Raw genomic sequence first — 21,539 nt, 5'->3', positions numbered from 1 at the left:
GAGGCGGGCGGCAGAACTTCAGGCAAGTTTAATCATCACCATACCGACCAGCAGTAGCGCAACGCCAATCCATCCTTTAGGGTTCAAACGTTGACCAAACAGAATCCAACCGGCAGCCAGCGTCGCGGCGATACCAAAACCGCCCCACAGCGCGTAGGCTACCGACAGGTCAATGCCCTTTACCGCCTGGGAGAGCGCGCTAAACGCCGCTAATACGGCGGCCAGCGACAGAATGCCGTAGAATTTACGCCGGAAACCGTCAGAGAATTTTAAAAAGACGTTAGCCATAATTTCCAGCACGATCGCCACGGCCAGCCACGCGGCATGAACCCATTCAAACTGCTGCATGGTTCACCTCCTTCGTCGTGCGGCGTGGCTTACGGGTGCCGGATTTAATCAGCACAATCCCCAGCACCAGCATCGTCAACCCCGCAATTTTCATCGCCGGGAGCGCTTCGTCAAATAGCAGCACGCTGAACAGCGTAATAAACAAAATGCCAATACCTTCCCACAGCGCATAGGCGACGCCGAGGGCGATTTTTTTTACGGCAAATGAGAGGAAAATATATGACAACGTAATCATCACCAGCATCAAAATAAATCCGCCGTTGCCATCGCTAACACTTGCCCATTTCATCGACAGCGTCCCGGTAATTTCTGCCACAATGGCCAGGCCTAATAAAATCCAGTAAAACATGATGCTTCTCCTGCTTGAGAATATAATCCATTGGGCTTGCTGAAGGCAGCAAACCTGAAAATAAAATCAGTCAGCTCAGCGCATGACGCGAGCGTAAGCAGAAGAAAGGGACTAAAGCGCGTTGCGCCAGTGCTGCTCACCGGCAAGCAGGAAAGAGGAAGACGTGCGTAAAAGAGTCTGGGTGGAAAAAAACGTCCTGAACATATTGTCCATAATATTACAATTATCCGCAGTGTTGCTTCTCGTCATCGCGGATGATAATTGTCCTCGGTAGTTGAACACGCCTGATTTGTACCACAGCCTAAGAATTAACTCAAAACCTTTTCACTTCTTTACCCTCCCCGTTTGATTTCTGCCAGGACGACGCGACAGAAATCACATTATTATATCCGGCAAGACCAAAATTTCAGGAAAACGCATGGCTAAGCCAATCATTACGCTGAACGGTTTAAAGATCGTTATTATGCTCGGCATGCTGGTGATCATTCTTACTGGCATTCGCTTCGCGGCGGATATTATCGTCCCGTTTATTCTGGCGATATTTCTTGCTGTGGTACTCAATCCGCTGGTTCAGCGGATGGTAAAACTGCGCGTTCCGCGCGTGATGGCCATTTCAATACTGGTGTTAATCATCGTGATGGCGATGGTGCTGCTACTGGCTTATCTTGGAACCTCATTAAACGAACTGGCGCGCACATTGCCGCAGTATCGTTCCTCGCTGGTCGTTCCGCTAAAAAATCTCGAACCCTGGCTGGTTCGTTTAGGCATTGGCGTTTCCGTTGATGAACTGGTGAAGTATATCGATCCGAATGCGGCGATGACGCTGGTGACCAATCTGCTGGCGCAGTTGTCCAATGCCATGTCGTCGATTTTTCTGCTTCTGCTGACGGTGGTATTTATGCTGCTGGAGGTTCCGCAACTGCCCACGAAATTCCAGCAGATATTGACCCGCCCGGTGGAAGGCATGGCGGCAATACAGCGCGCGATTGACAGCGTGTCGCATTATCTGGTGCTTAAAACCGCCATCAGCATCGTCACTGGCTTAGTGGTGTGGGCAATGCTGGCAGCGCTTGAGGTGCGTTTCGCGTTCGTCTGGGGACTGCTGGCGTTTGCGCTAAACTATATTCCCAATATCGGTTCCGTGCTGGCAGCGATCCCGCCAATCGCGCAGGTATTGGTGTTTGGCGGCCTGTACGACGCGCTGGTCGTACTGGCGGGGTATCTGATGATTAACCTCGTGTTTGGTAACATTCTGGAACCCCGCATTATGGGTCGGGGACTTGGTCTATCGACGCTGGTGGTATTTCTGTCGTTGATTTTCTGGGGCTGGCTTTTGGGCCCGGTAGGCATGCTGCTTTCAGTGCCGCTGACGATTATCGTGAAGATTGCCCTTGAACAAACCGTTGCCGGACAGAGCATCGCCATTCTGCTTAGCGATGTGAATAAAGCGTAAACCAGTAAAAGAAAACGGCCTCCGCAGAGGCCGTCAGGAGATCGGTGGGCCTGATAAACACAGTGGCATCAGGCGCCCCATATCTTAAAGCGCTTTCAGAATCGCATCCACGCTGGCTTTGGCATCGCCAAACAACATATGGGTGTTCTCTTTGAAGAACAGCGGATTCTGTACGCCTGCATAACCGGTGTTCATTGAGCGTTTAAAGACGATAACGTTCTGCGCTTTCCAGACTTCCAGTACCGGCATGCCGGCAATTGGGCTGCCCGGATCGTCCTGCGCCGCCGGGTTGACGGTGTCGTTAGCGCCAATCACCAACACGGTGTCGGTGTCAGAGAAATCATCGTTGATTTCATCCATTTCCAGCACGATGTCATAAGGCACTTTGGCTTCGGCCAGCAGAACGTTCATATGGCCAGGCAAACGTCCGGCGACCGGATGGATACCGAAACGGACCTTGATGCCGCGTGCCCGCAGCTTCTCAGTGATTTCCGCCACTGGATATTGCGCCTGCGCCACCGCCATACCGTAGCCGGGGGTGATGATCACGGTATGCGAGTTTTTCAGCATTTCTGCGGTGTCTTCCGCGCTAATCTCACGGTGCTCGCCGACTTCTTCGTCACCACCAGATGACGAACCATCGGTGCCGAAACCGCCTGCAATGACGCTAATGAACGAACGGTTCATCGCCTTACACATAATATATGACAGTATCGCACCGGAAGAACCAACCAGCGCCCCGGTCACAATCAGCAGATCGTTGCTCAGCATGAAGCCCGCCGCCGCCGCCGCCCAGCCCGAATAGGAGTTCAGCATTGAAACGACGACCGGCATATCCGCGCCGCCGATGGAGGCCACCAGATGCCAGCCAAACGCCAGGGCGATGATGGTCATCACCAGCAGCGCCAGCACCTGCAAACCGACGCTCTCGGTACGGACAAAAACGAGCAGTAACAGGAAAGACACGACCAGCGCCGCGAGGTTCATTTTATGCCGGTTCGGCAGCATCAGCGGTTTAGAAGAGATCTTCCCGCGCAGCTTACCAAACGCGACAACGGACCCGGTAAAGGTCACCGCGCCGATAAAGATACCCAGGAACACCTCCGTCAAATGGATGTTCACCAGAACCGGATCCAGGCCCGCTTCGTGATACAGATAACTGTTAAAGCCGACCAGCACCGCAGCCAGGCCAACAAAGCTATGCAGAATCGCCACCAGCTCGGGCATTTCGGTCATTTCGACTTTCTTCGCCAGACGAATACCAATCGCGCCACCGATGATCATCGCCACCAGGATCCAGGCGACGTTGCCGGTATCGGGGCCGAAGATCGTGGCAATCAGCGCAATCGCCATCCCGGCGATACCGAGGTTATTTCCCTGTTGGGACGTTTCATGTTTTGAAAGCCCCGCCAGGCTGAAAATAAACAGGATCGCGGCAACAATGTATGCAGCTGTAACTAATCCTCCAGACATGTGTTACCCCTTAGTTTTTCCGGAACATTTTCAGCATGCGCTGAGTCACGGTGAAGCCACCGAAAATATTAATGCTGGCAATCAGCACCGCGATAAAGCTGAGGAAGCTCACCCAGCCGCCCTGGCCAATTTGCAACAGCGCGCCCACCACGATGATCCCGGAAATAGCGTTGGTCACGGACATGAGCGGAGTATGCAGCGCGTGGGAGACATTCCACACGACGTAGTAACCCACCACACAGGAGAGCGCGAATACGGTAAAGTGACCGAGGAACTCTTTTGGCGCGACATCAGCCAGCCAACCGAACAGAATAATCGCCAGCGCCATCAGCGCATATTTACGCCACGGCGACGCCGGTTTCTCCGACTCTTTCACTTCCGGCGCGGCTTTCACCGCGGCTTTAGGTTGCGCGGAAACCTGAATTGGCGGCGCAGGCCAGGTAATTTCCCCGTCACGCACGACCGTCACGCCGCGCACCACAACGTCGTCGAAATCGACATTGATCGTGCCGTCTTTTTCCTTGCAAAGCAGTTTCAGCAGGTTAACCAGGTTGGTGCCGTACAGCTGAGAGGACTGCGTCGGCAGACGCCCTGGCAGGTCGGTGTAGCCAATAATCTTCACGCCATTCGGGGTGGTGACCACCTCATTTGCAACGGTGTACTCGCAATTGCCGCCATTTTGCGCCGCGAGATCCACTATCACGCTGCCCGCCTTCATTGAATCAACCATTTCACGGGTGATCAGCTTCGGCGCGGGTTTGCCGGGGATCAGCGCGGTGGTAACAATGATGTCTACCTCTTTCGCCTGCGCGGCGAACAGCGCCATTTCGGCTTTAATAAACGCTTCGGACATCACTTTGGCGTAGCCGTCGCCGCTGCCCGCTTCCTCTTTAAAATCCAGCTCGAGGAATTCCGCGCCCATACTCTGGACCTGTTCTTTCACTTCCGGACGGGTATCGAAAGCGCGGACAATCGCCCCCAGGCTGTTCGCCGCGCCAATCGCGGCCAGCCCCGCCACCCCGGCGCCGATCACCATCACTTTGGCCGGCGGGACTTTCCCTGCGGCCGTAATCTGACCAGTAAAGAAACGACCAAATTCGTGGGCCGCCTCAACGATCGCGCGATAACCCGCAATGTTTGCCATCGAGCTTAACGCGTCAAGCGACTGGGCGCGTGAAATGCGCGGCACCGAATCCATCGCCATGACCGTCACATTACGCTCGGCAAGCTTCTGCATTAACTCCGGATTTTGCGCCGGCCAGATAAAGCTCACCAGCGTGGTGCCCGGGTTGAGTAACGCAATTTCATCGTCCTGCGGCGCGTTGACCTTCAGAATCACCTCGGATTGCCAGACTGCGCTGCTATCCACAATGTCAGCGCCCGCGTCAGCAAAAGCCTTATCGTCAAAACTTGCCAGTCCACCCGCGCCGCTCTCTACCGCGACGGTGAAACCCAGCTTCAGCAGCTGTTCCACCGTCTTCGGCGTGGCTGCGACTCGGGTTTCATTGGTAAACCGTTCTCTTGGTATGCCAATTCGCATAATGTTCCCTTCCATCGTTATTTTTGATGATGGTTTGTCAGTGATCGTGAAGTTGCGCACGCAATTTCACGCGGGAGGTAAAGTCTTACCCCGGCTCAATAAAACAGTAACAAACTCCATATAACGTACTGAAAATAGCGCCTGTGATCTAGCGCCAAAAATCAGTATTTGTTAGGTAATCTGCAAAATATGAACGATTCAGCCCTCTGACCGGGATAATGACCTTCAAATCCTTGCCAAAGGCCCATAATTCGCTCAAGCGAAGCGGCAAAACATGATTTAGCGCCATTGCAGATCAATTAATTAACATTAAATTAACTTATGAAATTCTGTCTGTTCATTAGTTTAGGCCGCGAAGCGCCCATTTTTTCGACATATCACATTTTGTTATCGGCCTTGTGACCGCATTCGTTATGTTGATTGAAAAATGACGCAGACATTCACCAGGTTTAAATGCAATAATCAGCCACGTTTCTAGTCAATAACAATACCAGTACCTGGTTTGCGCAAGGCGAAGGATTATTTTTATGAAGCTTAAGAACACTCTCCTGGCGTCCGCACTGCTCTCTGCGACGGCTTTTTCTGCGAACGCAGCAACGGAACTGACGCCGGAGCAAGCGGCTGCACTGAAACCTTATGACCGCGTTGTCGTCACGGGCCGTTTTAACGCGATTGGCGATGCGGTCAAAGCCGTCAATCGCCGCGCGGATAAAGAAGGCGCCGCCTCTTTTTATGTTGTAGACACCTCCGATTTTGGTAACAGCGGCAACTGGCGCGTTGTGGCCGACCTTTACAAAGCTGACGCGGAAAAAGCGGAAGACAGCAAAAATCGCGTAATTAACGGTGTAGTGGAGTTACCGAAAGCTCAGGCTGTTCTGCTGGAACCGTACGATACCGTAACGGTCCAGGGCTTCTACCGCAGCCAGCCGGAAGTGAATGACGCCATAACCAAAGCGGCGAAAGAAAAAGGCGCCTACTCCTTCTATATCGTGCGTCAGGTTGATGCGAACCAGGGCGGCAACCAGCGTATTACCGCGTTTATTTATAAAGAAGATGCGAAAAAACGTATCGTTCAGAGCCCGGACGCCATCCCGGCCGATTCTGATGCTGGACGCGCAGCGCTGGCCGCGGGCGGCGCCGCCGCGAAGAACGTTGAGATCCCGGGCGTAGCCACCACCGCATCGCCGAGCGCGGAAGTAGGCCGCTTCTTTGAAACCCAGTCAACCAAAGGTGGACGTTACACCGTCACACTTTCGGATGGTACCAAAGTCGAAGAACTGAACAAGGCCACTGCGGCAATGATGGTGCCGTTTGACAGCATTAAGTTCACCGGTAACTACAGCAACATGACCGAAGTCTCTTATCAGGTCGCGAAGCGTGCGGCGAAGAAAGGCGCCAAGTATTATCACATCACCCGCCAGTGGCAGGAACGTGGTAATAATATGACCATCAGCGCCGATCTGTATAAGTAAGTTCCTACAGGCCCGGTACGCGAAAGCGCTGCCGGGCAAGAGTGATTAACACCATCAGGCCGACTTTTCGCACAATCAGTCACAAATCTTTCCGCGAACATTGCATACAGCCCCTTCTCTCCGTAAAATCCCGCGCCTTAGTGGCTTTCACCATTTTTATGCGTTTTGCCATAATAATTATTCTCCACCGTTCCTTTGAAACTGGATAATCATGGAAAAAAAACTGGGACTGAGCGCGCTCACTGCGCTGGTTTTAAGCTCGATGCTTGGCGCTGGTGTGTTCAGTCTGCCGCAAAACATGGCCGCTGTTGCCAGCCCGTCAGCTCTGCTGATTGGCTGGGCTATAACCGGCGCGGGTATTTTACTGCTGGCGTTCGCCATGCTGATTCTGACCCGTATCCGTCCCGACCTGGATGGCGGCATCTTCACCTATGCCCGCGAAGGCTTCGGTGAGCTGATCGGTTTTTGCTCCGCCTGGGGTTACTGGCTTTGCGCCGTTATCGCGAACGTTTCTTATCTTGTCATCGTGTTTTCAGCGCTCAGTTTCTTCACTGACACCCCCGCACTTCGCCTGTTTGGCGATGGCAATACCTGGCAGTCGATCGTCGGCGCCTCGGTTCTGCTGTGGGTGGTCCATTTTCTGGTGCTGCGCGGAGTACAGACCGCCGCGAGCATCAACCTGGTAGCGACGCTTGCCAAGCTGTTGCCGCTGGGGTTATTCGTCGTGTTAGCGATAATGGCGTTCCGTCTGGATACGTTTAACCTCGACTTCACCGGCGTAGCGCTGGGCGTTCCTGTCTGGGAGCAGGTGAAGAACACCATGTTGATTACCCTCTGGGTCTTTATCGGCGTAGAAGGCGCGGTGGTGGTCTCAGCACGCGCCCGCAACAAACAGGACGTCGGTCGCGCCACGCTACTGGCGGTACTTGCTGCGCTTAGCGTTTATCTGCTGGTCACCCTGCTCTCGCTGGGCGTGGTTGCGCGACCAGATCTGGCCGAAATGCGTAACCCGTCGATGGCGGGTCTGATGGTGCAGATGATGGGACCGTGGGGCGAAATTATTATTGCCGCCGGGTTGATTGTTTCTGTCTGCGGCGCGTACCTCAGCTGGACGATTATGGCCGCCGAAGTGCCGTTCCTGGCCTCGACCCATAAAGCGTTTCCACGTATTTTCGCGCGCCAGAATGCCCAGGGCGCGCCGTCGGCGTCGCTGTGGCTGACTAACATCTGCGTTCAGGTGTGTCTGGTGCTGATCTGGCTCACAGGTTCCGACTACAACACCCTGCTGACCATTGCATCAGAAATGATTCTGGTGCCCTATTTTCTGGTTGGCGCGTTCCTGCTGAAAATCGCAACGCGTCCCCTGCACCAGGCCGTGGGTGTCGGAGCCTGCATTTATGGCTTATGGTTATTGTATGCGTCGGGCCCGATGCACCTGCTGCTTTCCGTGGTGCTGTACGCGCCGGGTCTGTTGGTGTTCCTGTACGCGCGTAAAACGCATACACATGATACTGTTCTGAATCGTCAGGAACTGATTTTGATTGGACTGCTGCTGGTTGCCGCGGTTCCGGCGACCTGGCTGTTGGTGGGGTAATTGTCATCCCATCGTTTAACGCGAATTGCCTGGCTTGCAGGCGCATAAGGAGCTTTCGATGGGAAACAAACACCCTTTGCCGATTCTGATCACCGGGGGCGGACGCCGCATTGGACTGGCCATCGCCTGGCATTTTATTCATCAGCAACAGCCGGTAATCGTCAGCTATCGTACCCCTTATCCGGCGATTGACGGACTGGCGAAAGCGGGCGCACTCTGTATTCAGGCCGATTTTTCCACCAATGAAGGCGTGTTAGCTTTTGCTGACACCGTGAAAGAAAGCGCCCCAGGGTTACGGGCAATCGTGCATAACGCCAGCGCATGGATGGCGGAAAAACCCGGTACGCCCCTGACCGACGTGCTGGCATGCATGCTACAGATCCACGTCAATGCGCCCTATCTGCTCAACCACGCTCTTGAAGGCATGTTGCGCGGCCACGGTCATGCCGCCAGCGACATTATTCATTTCACCGATTACGTGGTGGAGCGCGGCAGCGATAAACATATCGCCTATGCCGCCAGTAAAGCTGCGCTGGACAACATGACCCGCTCTTTTGCCCGCAAACTGGCTCCGGAAGTAAAAGTGAACGCTATCGCCCCGTCGCTCATTTTATTTAATGAGGGCGACGACGCGGAATACCGTCAGCAGGCGCTGAATAAATCGTTAATGAAAACGGCGCCGGGTGAAAAAGAGGTGATCGATTTAATCGATTATCTGCTGACCAGTTGCTTCGTGACTGGCCGCAGTTTCGCCGTCGACGGCGGCCGCCATTTGCGTTAGTGCAGCCTGACCCAGCAAAAAATCAGCAGCCAGGCGCTCAGGCACCAGCAAATAACCGCCCCGCCGAGCGCCATCGGTAGCTTCATCACCCCGGTGAAATACCAGAGCGACAGAAGATACACGAAATAGGGAATGATCGACCACATACTGAATATGATGGTGGTTCTTAACGCTTCGATACCGCGCTCGCTGGCGACGATGTAATGCGCGATCAACGCGAAAGTGGGAAATAGCGGAATCAACCCTGCAATATAATAATTTTTCGTTTTTGCCAGTAAGCCGATCACCACCACTACCAGCGCGCCGAGAGTGGCTTTTATTACGAGTCCCATTGCCTTGCCTTAACACATCAATAACATCGGCTGTTAGCATAACGGAAGCGCTTCCGTTTAGGAAAGATTAATGGAAGGCGGCGCCGCCGCGGTGTATGTTGGCGTTTTTAGTCTGGCAATAATGGCATGAACACGATTGTATTTGTCGAAGACGATCCTGAGGTTGGCGCGCTCATCGCAGCTTATCTGGCAAAACACGATTTTGACGTAGTGGTTGAGCCGCGCGGTGATAAGGCGGAAGCGCGTATTCTGGAAGTGCAGCCCGATCTGGTCCTGCTGGACATCATGCTTCCCGGCAAAGACGGTATGACATTGTGTCGTGATATTCAGGGGCGCTGGCAGGGACCGATTGTGCTGCTTACCTCTCTCGACAGCGATATGAATCACATCCTCGCTCTGGAAATGGGCGCCTGCGACTACATACTGAAAACGACGCCCCCTGCCGTGCTACTCGCCCGCCTGCGCCTGCATTTACGTCAAAGCGAACACGCCACTCTGGCGAAAGGCATTCAGAGCGGCGGCGCGACGCCGTACAACCCTTTACGCTTTGGCTCGCTGAGGGTCGATCCGATTAACCGTTCAGTGTCGCTGGGCGGCGAACAGGTCTCCCTTTCCACCGCCGATTTCGAACTGTTATGGGAACTGGCGACCCATGCCGGACAGATTATGGATCGCGACGCGCTGCTGAAAAATTTGCGCGGCGTCAGCTACGACGGACTGGATCGTAGCGTGGACGTCGCAATTTCACGTCTGCGTAAAAAGTTGCGCGATAACGCCACGGAACCCTATCGCATAAAAACCGTGCGAAACAAAGGCTACTTGTTTGCGCCCCATGCCTGGGATGATGAAACCGCATACTGAGTGGAGAATGGAATGAAAAAACTCTTTGTGCAGTTTTATCTCCTGCTGTTTGTCTGCTTTCTGGTGATGACCCTGCTGGTTGGCCTGGTCTACAAATTCACCGCCGAGCGCGCCGGAAGGCAGTCGCTGGATGATTTGATGAAAAGCTCACTGTACCTGATGCGCAGTGAACTGCGGGAGATCCCGCCCCGTGACTGGGGTAAGACCATCAAACAGATGGATCTCAATCTCTCCTTCGACTTACGCGTTGAACCGCTGACCCACTTCCGGCTGGACGCGTCCTCAATGGAGCGCCTTCGCAGCGGCGACATTATTGCGCTGGACGATCAGTACACCTTTATTCAGCGTATTCCGCGCAGCCACTACGTGCTAGCCGTCGGTCCGGTGCCCTATCTCTACTACCTGCATCAGATGCGCCTGCTGGACATCGCGCTGATGGCGATCATCGCCATTTCACTCGCCCTGCCGGTGTTTATCTGGATGCGTCCTCACTGGCAGGACATGCTGCGACTTGAAGCTGCGGCTCAGCGTTTCGGTAAAGGTCATCTGGGCGAGCGACTGAATTTCAACAGCGGTTCCAGCTTTGAGCGGCTGGGCATTGCTTTTAACCAGATGGCTGACAACATCACTGCGCTGATCGCCAGTAAAAAACAGTTGATTGACGGTATCGCCCATGAACTGCGCACGCCGTTGGTGCGTCTTCGCTATCGGCTGGAGATGAGCGAAAACCTCAGTCACCAGGAGTCGCTGGCGCTTAATCGTGACATCGGGCAGCTTGAGTCGCTGATCGAGGAGCTATTAACTTATGCCCGTCTCGACAGGCCGCAAAATGAACTGCACCTTAGCGAACCGGACCTCCCGGCGTGGATTACGTCGCACATTGAAGACGTACAGAGCGTCACTCCGGAACGCACGCTAACCCTCTCACAGGTCGTTCGCGGGCACTACGGCGCACTGGATATGCGTCTGCTGGAGCGCGTTCTGGATAACTTACTCAACAACGCACTGCGTTACTGCAAAACGACCGTTGAAATTAGCCTGCTGCGGGACGGACACCTCGCGACGTTGATTGTCGAGGATGACGGCCCAGGCATCGCGCCCGATGCCCGGCAAAAGGTGTTCGAACCTTTTGTGCGCCTGGACCCCAGCCGCGATCGCGCCACCGGTGGATGCGGTCTTGGGCTCGCCATTGTCCACTCCATCGCGATGGCGATGGGGGGGACGGTGAGCTGCGGCGTAAGCCACCTTGGCGGCGCGCAATTTCGTTTTAGCTGGCCTCTCCGGTCCCCCATCGCGCAAGAATCCCTTGCCTGACGACGACCGCACTGTAGCCGCCGACGAAAAGTTGTGCTATAAAAAAGTATGTTGTAACTAATGAGAATCAATCATGGCACGCTACGATCTTGTCGACCGACTGAACAGCACGTTTCGTCAGATGGAGCAGGCGCTCGCGGCGCTGACGGAAGCGCTCAGCCAGCAACCCCTGACGATTGCCCGCGTTTTTTCCCTGCCGGAGATCAGTAAAGAAGATGAGCATAACCCGCTGGAGACCATTGCGGTCAAACAGCATCTGGGTAAAGAAGCGCTGTCGCTGGCGTTAGCGCATTATCGCCACCTGTTCATTCAGCAGCAGTCGGAGAAGCGCAGCAGCAAAGCGGCGGTTCGTCTGCCCGGCGTGATCTGCTTTCGGGTGGATAACGCCAGTCAGCAGGCGTTACAGCGTCAGGTTGAACAGATAAACCAGTTGAAAACCACCTTCGAATATATCGTTACCGTGGAGTCAGGCTTACCCTCTGCAGCGCGATTTGAATGGGTGCATCGTCATTTACCCGGGTTGATCACGCTAAATGCCTACCGCGCGTTGACGGTGATTAACGATCCGGCGACGCTGCGCTTCGGCTGGGCGAATAAACATATCATCAAGAATCTCACCCGCGACGAGGTGTTGGCCCAGCTTGAAAAAAGCCTCAACACCCCACGTAGCGTACATCCCTGGACCCGCGAGGAGTGGCAGGCAAAGCTGGAGCGAGAATACCAGGATATCGCCGCGCTACCGCAGCGGGCGAAATTGAAAATTAAGCGTCCGGTCAAGGTCCAGCCCATCGCCAGGGTCTGGTATAAAGGGAAACAGAAGCAGGTGCAACACGCCTGCCCGACCCCGCTGATTGCGTTAATCAGCACGGATAACGGCGCGGGTGTGCCCGACATCGGCGAACTGCTGAATTACGATGCCGATAATGTTCAGCACCGTTTTAAACCCCAGGCGCAGCCGCTACGGTTGATGATTCCCCGGCTGCACCTGTACGTGGCGGATTAACGGCCCGGCTTCATGCTGCCGACCATCTGCTCTGGCCGCACCCAGCGATCAAACTCCTCTTCGCTGAGGTGGCCCAGCGCCAGAGCGGCGGCTTTCAGCGTCAGCCCCTCTTTGTGCGCTTTTTTGGCGATCTCTGCCGCTTTATCATAGCCGATGTGGGTATTCAGCGCGGTGACCAGCATCAGCGACTCGTTAAGCAACTGGTTGATGCGCTCGCGGTTCGGTTCAATCCCTGTCGCGCAATGGGCATTAAAGCTTTCCATGCCGTCGGCCAGCAGACGCACAGATTGCAGGAAATTATGAATCACCATCGGGCGATAAACGTTGAGTTCGAAGTTTCCCGACGCCCCTCCCATGTTGATTGCCACATCGTTGCCCATCACCTGGCAGCACAGCATCGTCAACGCTTCACATTGAGTCGGGTTAACCTTGCCCGGCATGATCGAACTGCCCGGTTCGTTTTCCGGGATAGCGATTTCACCAATGCCGCAGCGCGGACCAGAAGCCAGCCAGCGCACATCATTGGCGATTTTCATCAGTGAGGCCGCCAGCCCTTTCAGCGCGCCGTGAGCGTGTACCAGCGCATCACAGGTGGCAAGCGCTTCAAACTTATTGGGTGCGGTAACAAACGGCGCCTGGGTTATCACCGCCAGTTCATCGGCCACGCGACGCGCATATTCAGGATGGGTATTCAGACCTGTACCAACGGCGGTGCCGCCAAGCGCCAGTTCCGCCACGTGCGACAGGCTGGCCTCCAGGTGTTTATGGTTATGCTCAAGCATTGCCACCCAGCCGGAGATTTCCTGACCGAGCGTCAGCGGCGTGGCGTCCTGTAGGTGGGTACGACCAATTTTGACAATGTCGGCGAAGGCGTGGGATTTCTCGCGCAGGGTCTGGGTTAATATCGTCAGTTGCGGAATAAGTTGCTTACGTAACGCCAGCAGCGCAGCCACATGCATGGCCGTCGGGAAAACGTCATTTGAGCTTTGGCTCTTGTTGACGTCATCATTGGGATGCACTTTGCGATCCATTCCGCGCACTCCGCCCAACAGCTCGCTTGCCCGGTTCGCCAGAACTTCATTCATATTCATATTACTTTGCGTACCGGAACCGGTCTGCCAGATAGCCAGCGGAAACTCATCGGCATGTTTGTCTGCCAGCACTTCGTCGGCGGCCTGCATAATGGCAGAGGCCTTCTCCGGCGAGAGCAGCCCTAAATCCTCGTTCACCTTTGCCGCTGCACGCTTAGTGAGCGCCAGCGCGTGGATCAGCGCGACGGGCATTTTTTCGGTCGAAATACGAAAATGCTCCAGTGAACGTTGGGTTTGCGCGCCCCACAGTTTATCTGCCGGGACATCAATTGCACCCATCGAATCTTTCTCGCGGCGTACCGTTACCATTACCTTCTCCTTACTTAATGCGTTGATGAGGTTATGTTCGACATTGCCCACTTGCTTGCGGTCTTATGAGTATTAACGATGACGTAACCGTCGTTTGGTGGTTCGTGCGAAAAAAAACCGCCCCGTAGGGCGGCTGACGTTATTTCACGCAGCGTGCGCACTGCGACGTCTGAATCTGCTGGAAAAAGTCATTTCCTTTATCATCCACCAGGATAAAGGCCGGGAAATCTTCCACTTCGATCTTCCAGATCGCTTCCATGCCCAGTTCCGGGTATTCCACACATTCGAGGCTCTTGATGCTGCCCTGTGCCAGCACCGCCGCCGGGCCGCCAATACTGCCGAGGTAGAAACCGCCGTGCTTGTGACAGGCATCGGTGACCTGCTGGCTGCGGTTCCCCTTCGCCAGCATTATCATGCTGCCGCCGGCGGCCTGAAGCTGATCGACGTAAGAATCCATCCGACCTGCGGTAGTTGGGCCGAGCGAGCCCGATGCGTACCCTTCCGGCGTTTTCGCCGGACCGGCGTAATAGATGGGATGATCTTTCACATACTGCGGCAAGCCTTCGCCCCGATCCAGACGCTCTTTCAGTTTGGCATGGGCGATATCACGCCCCACAATAATGGTTCCGTTCAGAGACAGACGCGTGGAAACCGGGTACTGCGACAGTTGCGCCAGTATATCTTTCATCGGGCGGTTCAGGTCAACGCGCACCGCTTCCCCTTCGCCTGCTTTGCGCAGCGCCTCGGGAATATATTTACCCGGATTATGCTCAAGTTTTTCGATCCAGATCCCATCGCGGTTAATCTTCGCCTTGATGTTACGGTCCGCGGAACAGGAAACCCCCATCCCCACCGGACAGGACGCCCCGTGACGCGGCAGACGAATCACCCGGATATCATGAGCGAAATATTTGCCCCCGAATTGCGCGCCCAGCCCCAGATTTTGCGCTTCCACCAGCAGCTCTTTTTCCAGCTCAACGTCGCGGAAAGCCTGACCGTGTTCATTTCCTTCCGTTGGCAGCGCGTCATAATATTTCGCAGAGGCCAGTTTGACGGTTTTCAGGTTTGCTTCGGCAGACGTGCCGCCAATAACAAACGCGATGTGGTATGGCGGGCAGGCCGCAGTGCCCAGCGTGCGCATTTTATCGATCAGATAATTTTTCAGTTTACCCGGCGTCAGCAGCGCTTTGGTTTCCTGATACAGATACGTTTTATTCGCCGATCCCCCGCCCTTGGCGATACAGAGAAATTTATACTCATCGCCATCCACGCTATAAAGGTCAATCTGCGCTGGCAGGTTGGTGCCGGTATTCACTTCTTTATACATGTCCAGCGCGGCATTCTGCGAGTAGCGCAGGTTATCTTCGATATAGGTGTTATACACCCCGCGCGCCAGCGCAGCCTCATCGCCGCCGCCAGTCCACACGCGTTGCCCTTTTTTGCCGACAATAATCGCTGTACCGGTGTCCTGGCAGGTCGGCAAAATGCCTTTCGCGGCGATGTCGGAGTTACGCAGAAACTGCAGCGCAACGTACTTGTCGTTTTCGCTGGCTTGTGGGTCAAGCAGAATATCGGCGACCTGCTGCTGATGCGCCGGGCGCAGCATGAACGAGGCGTCGTGGAAGGCCTGGCGCGCCAACAGCGTGAGCGCCTGTGGCGCGACTTTCAGGATCTCTTGTCCTTCAAATTCGGCCACGGAAACGTGTTCACTGGTCAGCAGATAGTATTCGGTATCATCCTTTTTAAGGGGAAAAGGATCCTGATAAAAGAAGGGTTTGTTTGACATTGATCTCTCACTTACTGCTCGGTCTGATTATCTTAGGCTTCAGGGCAGATGTTCCTTTGCCCTCGTTAAAAGCGAGTTACACTATCCTACACAATTTTTTAACAAAAACTGAGACAAGTACGACTTTTTGCGTGCACAGGTTACATCCCGCGGGTTTCTTGGTTTAATAACCGCATTCATTTCCACCTCATTTTAAAATTGAAACAGGGCATTGAAATGCAAAAACTTATCAACTCGGTGCAGAACTATGCGTGGGGCAGTAAAACGGCGCTGACGGAGCTTTACGGCATAGCTAACCCGCAGCAGCAGCCGATGGCGGAGCTGTGGATGGGCGCGCACCCAAAAAGCAGCTCTCAGGTGGTTGATGCTAACGGCCAAACCGTGTCGCTACGTGACGTCATCGAAAAGCATAAATCCACCCTGCTGGGCGATGCGGTTGCTGAGCGTTTTGGAGAGCTGCCCTTCCTGTTTAAAGTCCTTTGCGCCGCACAACCGCTGTCCATTCAGGTGCATCCGAACAAACGTAATTCTGAAACAGGCTTTGCCCGGGAAAATGCCGCCGGGATCCCGCTGGATGCCGCCGAGCGCAACTACAAGGATCCGAACCATAAGCCAGAGCTGGTTTTTGCCCTGACGCCGTTCCTGGCGATGAACGCATTTCGCGAGTTCTCTGAGATCGTCTCCCTGCTGCAACCGGTCGCTGGCGCTCACACCGCTATCGCGCATTTTCTGGAAAACCCCAATGCTGAACGGCTGAGTGAACTGTTCGCCGGTCTGCTGAATATGCAGGGGGAAGAAAAATCCCGCGCGCTGGCGATTCTGAAAGCCGCTCTGGAAAATCAGCAAGGCGAACCGTGGCAGACGATTCGTCTTATCGCCGAGTTTTACCCGGATGACAGCGGCCTGTTTTCGCCGCTGCTGTTAAACGTGGTGAAACTGAATCCGGGAGAAGCCATGTTCCTGTTCGCTGAAACGCCGCATGCCTATCTGCAGGGTGTGGCGCTGGAAGTGATGGCCAATTCTGATAACGTTTTGCGCGCCGGACTGACGCCAAAATATATCGATATTCCGGAACTGGTCGCCAACGTCAGATTCGACGCTAAGCCAGCCAACCAGTTGTTAACAACGCCGGAGAAAAACGGTGCGGAACTGGACTTCCCTATTCCGGTAGATGATTTCGCCTTCTCGTTGCACGACCTGTCCGCGCAGGAAACGCCCGTCGCGCAGCAAAGCGCGGCGATTCTGTTCTGCGTGGAAGGCGAAGCTGTGCTCAGCAAAGGCGAGCAACGTCTGGTGTTGAAGCCCGGCGAGTCTGCGTTCATCAGCGCTGCGGAGTCGCCGATCATGGCCAGTGGCGTGGGCCGTTTAGCGCGGGTCTACAACAAGTTCTAGCAACTTACTGAATTTTTTAACAACTCTTGCTAAGCTAGTAAGAGGTCTTTGCGTTCTCCAGGCGGCCCGGGCTGCCTGGTTTCATTTTATGGATAAACAATATGAAAAAATCGCTGGTAGCTGCGAGTGTCATCGTCGCACTCGGTATCGTCTGGACGGGCGGTGCATGGTACACAGGTAAGAAGCTGGAAACCCATCTTTCTGAGATGGTCAGTCAGGCCAATGAGCAAATTAAGCGCAGCGCGCCGCAGGCGAATGTGGAACTTGGCTATCAAAACTATCAGCGCGGCGTGTTCAGCAGCCAGCTGCAACTGGTGCTTAAGCCGGTTGCCGGCAAAGAAAATCCGTGGCTGAAAGCGGGCCAGAGCGTGGTTTTCAATGAGTCTGTCGATCATGGTCCTTTCCCCTTCGCGCAGTTAAAAACCCTGAATCTCATCCCGTCAATGGCCTCGGTGAAAACCACCCTGCAAAATAACGAGGTCAGCAAGCCGCTGTTTGATCTCGCCAAAGGTGAAGCCCCCTTTGAGATCAACTCCCGTATAAGCTACAGCGGCGATACGCGTTCGGTGATGGCGGTGAAGCCGCTGAATTACGAAAATGAGACCGATAAAGTTGCCTTTAGCGGCGGCGATTTCATCTTCAACGCCGACAAAGAAGGCAAAGAGGTGTCGCTTTCCGGTGAAGCGCAGAGTGGTCTGGTGAACGCAGTAAACGAATATGGTCAGAAGGTTCAGTTCACCTTCAACAATCTTAAGACCGAAGGTTCCAGCACCCTCGCGAGCTTCGGCGAGCGCGTTGGCGATCAGAAACTGACCCTCGATAAAATGGCGATCTCTGTAGAAGGCAAAGAGATGGCGCTGCTCGAAGGTATGGAAATTAACGGCAAAACCGATCTGGTCAACGACGGCAAAACCATTAACAGCCAGTTGGATTATTCGCTTAACAGCCTGAAAGTGCAGAATCAGGATCTGGGTAGCGGTAAGCTGACGCTGAAAGTGGGCCAGATAGACGGCGAAGCATGGCATCAGTTTAGCCAGCAGTATAATGCGCAAACCCAGGCGCTGTTGACACAGCCGGAAATCGCAGATAACCCGGAACTCTATCAGCAGAAAGTGACCGAGGCGTTCTTCAGCGCCCTGCCGCTGCTGATGAAAGGTGAACCGGTGGTGACGGTCGCGCCGCTGAGCTGGAAAAACGCAAAAGGTGAAACCACCTTCAACCTGTCCCTGTTCCTGAAAGACCCGGCAACCGCGCAGGGCGAGCCGAAAACGCTGGCCGATGAAGTCGACCGTTCGGTGAAATCACTTGACGGCAAATTAGCCATCCCCATGGATATGGCCGTTGAGTTCATGACGCAGATTGCCAAACTGGAAGGTTACCAGCAGGAGCAGGCGGAAAAACTGGCTACACAGCAGGTCAAAGGTCTGTCAGCCATGGGGCAGATGTTCCGCGTGACCACCCTGGAAGACAACACCATTGGCAGCAGCCTGCAGTACGCTAACGGCCAGGTGACGCTGAACGGGAATAAAATGCCGTTGGAAGAATTTGTCGGCTTGTTCGGCATGGCGTCATTGCCGGTGCCAGACGCACCGACGCAGCCGTAAGGCCCACTCTGAACCCCTCGTCTGAGGGGTTTATTTTTGTATCACCAGCCGCGCCGATAACGTCTGGTTACGGGTGTGTCCGTCATCATGGCCGATGCGTTGCAGTATGCGTTCCGCCAGGGAATACCCCATTTCGCGCGCCGGCGTTGTGGCCCAAACAATAGGCAAATCATCCAGCGCGTTTTCCGGAACGTCGGCAAACGCCCCCAGTGAAATCTGCTGTTCAAAGTAACGATCGACGCCGACCTCGCCGCTCTGGCGACCGGCGCGCATCAGGCCAAACCACGCGCCCATGGCGATCACTTCGTTATAGCAGACCACGGCGCTGATGGTCGGATTTCGTCGTAGCAACGTGGTGATGGCCTCAGCCGCCTGTTTTTGGCTGGTGGCGCACTCCAGCACCCAGTCACTGTGAAACGGCAGACCATATTTCAACAGCGTGGCGCAGTAGCCGCCCACGCGTTCGGCACGGGTCAAAGAAGAGCTTTGCCCGCCTAACCAGGCAATACGCTGATGGCCGTGGCGGATGAGATGCTCCGTCAGCAACTGTGCCGCCTGCATGTTGTCGGGGCGCACGGTATCCACGTCGTCGGGATAGCTGGCGCGGGAGGCAAACACCACGGGAATGCCCTTTTCTTCCGCCATCACGCGTAGCGTCTCACTGCTCCCCGCAGCGCCGGCGATGATCACCCCATCGACACCCTGATTCAGTAACATCGTAAAACGCTGTTCCAGCTGTTCGCCGTCATGTCCGCCATGCAGCAGAAAGACCATCCGTCCCTGCGACTCCAGCGCTTCGGTCAAGCCCGCGGTAAGCTCCGCGTAAAACCGGGCGGATAAATCACGAACGATCAGCCCAACAACGCCGCTCTGTCCTCCCCGCAGCGCGGAAGCCTGACGGTTGCGCACAAAGCCCAGTTCTTCGATCGCCGCATTGACGCGCTCGCCGGTGGCGGTTGAAATACGTCCTTTACCGCTGAGCACCAGCGAAACCGTACTGACCGACACCCCCGCCGCCAGCGCCACATCGTGGATAGTGATTTTTTTGGCTATAGCCATGGAAACAACAAACTCCCCTGCTAACGTGACAGATAAAACGTTTTATCAATCACTTATATTTATACGCCCTATTATCCTTCGATAATGTGACTTTCGCCGCACTAAAATAAGGTAAAACGTTTTATCTTTCCGCTCAAATTTACGCATTACCGATGGATTTTCACAAGGAGTCGTTAGATGACGGCAAAAACAGTACCCAAAATCACGTTATGGGAATTTTTCCAGCAGTTGGGCAAAACCTTCATGCTGCCCGTCGCTTTACTGTCGTTTTGCGGCATTATGTTGGGCATCGGCAGTTCGCTAAGCAGCCACGATGTGCTGACTCTGCTTCCGGCGTTGGGCAATCCGGTCCTGCAGGCGATCTTCACCTGGATGAGCAAAGTCGGCTCATTCGCCTTTAGCTTCCTGCCGGTCATGTTCTGCATCGCGATTCCTTTAGGTCTGGCGCGCGAAAACAAAGGCGTCGCCGCGTTCGCCGGTTTCGTCGGCTATGCGGTGATGAACCTTGCGGTTAACTTCTGGCTAACCGCAAAAGGCATTCTGCCCGCCACCGACCCGGCGGTGCTGAAAGCCAATAACATCCAGAATATCCTCGGGATCCCGTCCATCGACACCGGGATCCTCGGCGCGGTCATCGCCGGTATTATCGTCTGGATGCTGCACGAACGTTTTCACAATATTCGTCTGCCGGATGCGCTGGCATTCTTCGGCGGGACCCGCTTTGTGCCGATTATCTCTTCCGTGGTTATGGGCCTGGTGGGTCTGGTCATTCCACTGGTTTGGCCGGTATTTGCGATGGGCATCAGCGGACTCGGTCATATGATTAACAGCGCGGGCGACTTTGGCCCTATGTTGTTTGGTACCGGCGAACGTCTGTTGTTACCGTTTGGTTTACATCACATTCTGGTTGCGCTGATTCGCTTTACCGACGCAGGCGGTACCCAGGAAGTGTGCGGTCATACGGTGAGCGGCGCCCTGACTATCTTCCAGGCGCAGTTGAGCTGCCCTACCACACAGGGGTTCTCTGAAAGCGCAACCCGCTTTCTCTCACAGGGTAAAATGCCCGCGTTCCTCGGTGGCTTACCGGGAGCCGCATTAGCGATGTATCACTGCGCCCGGCCTGAAAATCGCCATAAAATCAAAGGACTGTTGATTTCTGGCCTGATCGCGTGCGTCGTGGGCGGCACCACGGAACCGCTGGAATTTTTATTCCTGTTCGTTGCCCCGGTACTGTATGTGATTCACGCGTTACTGACGGGTCTGGGTTTCACCATTATGTCGGTGCTGGGCGTGACCATCGGCAACACTGACGGCAATATTATCGATTTTGTCGTGTTTGGTATTCTGCACGGCCTGTCGACCAAGTGGTATCTGGTGCCAGTGGTAGCCGCTATCTGGTTCGCGGTGTACTACGTCATTTTCCGCTTCGCCATCACCCGCTTTAATCTGAAAACGCCGGGTCGCGACAGTGACATCGCCAGCACGATAGAAAAAGCCGTTGCCGGCGCGCCGGGTAAATCGGGCTATAATGTGCCAGCCATTCTGGCGGCGCTGGGCGGTGCCGATAATATCGTCAGCCTCGATAACTGCATCACCCGCCTGCGTCTGTCGGTGAAGGATATGTCGATTGTGAACGTCCAGGCGCTCAAGGACAACCGCGCCATTGGGGTGGTTCAGTTGAATCAGCATAATTTGCAGGTGGTCATTGGTCCGCAGGTTCAGTCGGTGAAAGACGAAATGGCGGGTCTGATGAATACCGTTCAGGCATAAGGGCTACG

General features: G+C 54.7%; 19 protein-coding genes. 10 read left to right on the top strand and 9 right to left on the bottom strand.

All coding sequences use genetic code 11. The features are described 5' to 3' along the window. Positions 1-18 precede the first annotated feature (18 nt). The 3 genes from mdtI to OOJ60_RS24820 all read right to left on the bottom strand — a co-directional run bounded on the left by mdtI (position 19) and on the right by OOJ60_RS24820 (position 979). Positions 19-348: a multidrug/spermidine efflux SMR transporter subunit MdtI gene (mdtI, locus tag OOJ60_RS04175; RefSeq protein ID WP_042282862.1), complete on the bottom strand. Its 330-nt coding sequence runs from the start codon at positions 346-348 to the stop codon at positions 19-21. Continuing rightward, a complete protein-coding gene (mdtJ, locus tag OOJ60_RS04170; protein WP_120714877.1) occupies positions 335-700 on the bottom strand; it encodes a multidrug/spermidine efflux SMR transporter subunit MdtJ in 366 nt (121 codons plus the stop codon). The genes mdtI and mdtJ overlap by 14 nt, the downstream gene beginning before the upstream one ends. 108 nt (positions 701-808) lie before the next feature. Next, positions 809-979 carry a protein YdgV gene (locus tag OOJ60_RS24820; RefSeq protein ID WP_080949895.1) on the bottom strand — a complete coding sequence of 57 codons (171 nt, stop codon included), beginning with the start codon at positions 977-979 and terminating at the stop codon, positions 809-811. 136 nt (positions 980-1,115) lie between these two features. Between OOJ60_RS24820 and OOJ60_RS04165 the strand changes: the two genes are divergently transcribed. Continuing rightward, positions 1,116-2,150, top strand: a complete 1,035-nt coding sequence (locus OOJ60_RS04165) for an AI-2E family transporter (protein WP_205611984.1) — start codon at positions 1,116-1,118, stop codon at positions 2,148-2,150. Between the two features lie 84 nt (positions 2,151-2,234). On the opposite strand, the gene pntB is transcribed toward OOJ60_RS04165, so the two are convergent. Both pntB and pntA read right to left on the bottom strand, forming a co-directional pair. Then, positions 2,235-3,623, bottom strand: a complete 1,389-nt coding sequence (gene pntB / locus OOJ60_RS04160; RefSeq protein WP_205611983.1) for a Re/Si-specific NAD(P)(+) transhydrogenase subunit beta — start codon at positions 3,621-3,623, stop codon at positions 2,235-2,237. Between the two features lie 10 nt (positions 3,624-3,633). Continuing rightward, on the bottom strand, positions 3,634-5,163 hold the full coding sequence (pntA, locus tag OOJ60_RS04155; protein WP_205611981.1) for a Re/Si-specific NAD(P)(+) transhydrogenase subunit alpha: 1,530 nt from the start codon (positions 5,161-5,163) through the stop codon (positions 3,634-3,636). 527 nt (positions 5,164-5,690) lie between these two features. On the opposite strand from pntA, the gene ydgH reads away from it, so the two are divergent. The 3 genes from ydgH to folM all read left to right on the top strand — a co-directional run bounded on the left by ydgH (position 5,691) and on the right by folM (position 9,010). Then, positions 5,691-6,635 carry a DUF1471 family protein YdgH gene (gene ydgH, locus OOJ60_RS04145; RefSeq protein WP_042282850.1) on the top strand — a complete coding sequence of 315 codons (945 nt, stop codon included), beginning with the start codon at positions 5,691-5,693 and terminating at the stop codon, positions 6,633-6,635. Between the two features lie 211 nt (positions 6,636-6,846). Beyond that, positions 6,847-8,229 (top strand): amino acid permease, encoded by a 1,383-nt coding sequence (locus OOJ60_RS04140; protein ID WP_205611979.1) that lies wholly within the window; start codon positions 6,847-6,849, stop codon positions 8,227-8,229. Positions 8,230-8,287: 58 nt separating this feature from the next. Further along, a complete protein-coding gene (folM, locus tag OOJ60_RS04135; RefSeq protein ID WP_199957303.1) occupies positions 8,288-9,010 on the top strand; it encodes a dihydromonapterin reductase in 723 nt (240 codons plus the stop codon). On the opposite strand, the gene OOJ60_RS04130 is transcribed toward folM, so the two are convergent. Beyond that, the gene (locus OOJ60_RS04130; RefSeq protein WP_205611978.1) at positions 9,007-9,342 is read right to left on the bottom strand and encodes a GlpM family protein; all 336 of its coding nucleotides are present in this window, start codon (positions 9,340-9,342) and stop codon (positions 9,007-9,009) included. The two genes, folM and OOJ60_RS04130, sit on opposite strands and share 4 nt — an antisense overlap. A 126-nt stretch (positions 9,343-9,468) precedes the next feature. Here OOJ60_RS04130 and rstA point away from each other — a divergent pair, with 126 nt between their 5' ends. From rstA to tus, 3 genes are all read left to right on the top strand, one after another. Beyond that, on the top strand, positions 9,469-10,203 hold the full coding sequence (gene rstA / locus OOJ60_RS04125; protein ID WP_042282841.1) for a two-component system response regulator RstA: 735 nt from the start codon (positions 9,469-9,471) through the stop codon (positions 10,201-10,203). Positions 10,204-10,215: 12 nt separating this feature from the next. Beyond that, a complete protein-coding gene (rstB, locus tag OOJ60_RS04120; RefSeq protein WP_042282839.1) occupies positions 10,216-11,517 on the top strand; it encodes a two-component system sensor histidine kinase RstB in 1,302 nt (433 codons plus the stop codon). Positions 11,518-11,590: 73 nt separating this feature from the next. Next, positions 11,591-12,520, top strand: coding sequence for a DNA replication terminus site-binding protein (gene tus, locus OOJ60_RS04115; RefSeq protein ID WP_199957305.1), 930 nt, complete (start codon positions 11,591-11,593; stop codon positions 12,518-12,520). On the opposite strand, the gene fumC is transcribed toward tus, so the two are convergent. Continuing rightward, positions 12,517-13,920 carry a class II fumarate hydratase gene (fumC, locus tag OOJ60_RS04110; RefSeq protein WP_200033164.1) on the bottom strand — a complete coding sequence of 468 codons (1,404 nt, stop codon included), beginning with the start codon at positions 13,918-13,920 and terminating at the stop codon, positions 12,517-12,519. The two genes, tus and fumC, sit on opposite strands and share 4 nt — an antisense overlap. A 139-nt stretch (positions 13,921-14,059) precedes the next feature. After that, on the bottom strand, positions 14,060-15,706 hold the full coding sequence (fumB, locus tag OOJ60_RS04105) for a class I fumarate hydratase (protein ID WP_205611977.1): 1,647 nt from the start codon (positions 15,704-15,706) through the stop codon (positions 14,060-14,062). 216 nt (positions 15,707-15,922) lie between these two features. Here fumB and manA point away from each other — a divergent pair, with 216 nt between their 5' ends. Next, entirely contained in the window at positions 15,923-17,098 is a 1,176-nt protein-coding gene (gene manA, locus OOJ60_RS04100) for a mannose-6-phosphate isomerase (protein ID WP_060569716.1), read from the top strand. 101 nt (positions 17,099-17,199) lie between these two features. Then, a complete protein-coding gene (locus OOJ60_RS04095; protein ID WP_205611976.1) occupies positions 17,200-18,702 on the top strand; it encodes a YdgA family protein in 1,503 nt (500 codons plus the stop codon). 30 nt (positions 18,703-18,732) lie between these two features. Here OOJ60_RS04095 and OOJ60_RS04090 read toward each other — a convergent pair whose 3' ends face one another. Continuing rightward, positions 18,733-19,761 carry a Mal regulon transcriptional regulator MalI gene (locus tag OOJ60_RS04090; protein ID WP_199957310.1) on the bottom strand — a complete coding sequence of 343 codons (1,029 nt, stop codon included), beginning with the start codon at positions 19,759-19,761 and terminating at the stop codon, positions 18,733-18,735. Positions 19,762-19,938: 177 nt separating this feature from the next. On the opposite strand from OOJ60_RS04090, the gene malX reads away from it, so the two are divergent. Continuing rightward, the gene (gene malX / locus OOJ60_RS04085) at positions 19,939-21,531 is read left to right on the top strand and encodes a PTS maltose transporter subunit IICB (protein ID WP_205611975.1); all 1,593 of its coding nucleotides are present in this window, start codon (positions 19,939-19,941) and stop codon (positions 21,529-21,531) included. Positions 21,532-21,539 lie beyond the last annotated feature (8 nt).

It is taken from the genome of Citrobacter sp. R4 (assembly GCF_026719175.1).
Taxonomy (GTDB): Bacteria; Pseudomonadota; Gammaproteobacteria; order Enterobacterales; family Enterobacteriaceae; genus Citrobacter_A; species Citrobacter_A sedlakii.
The sequence above is the reverse complement of the archived record's forward strand: the minus strand, read 5'-3'. Positions and strand labels throughout refer to the sequence as shown.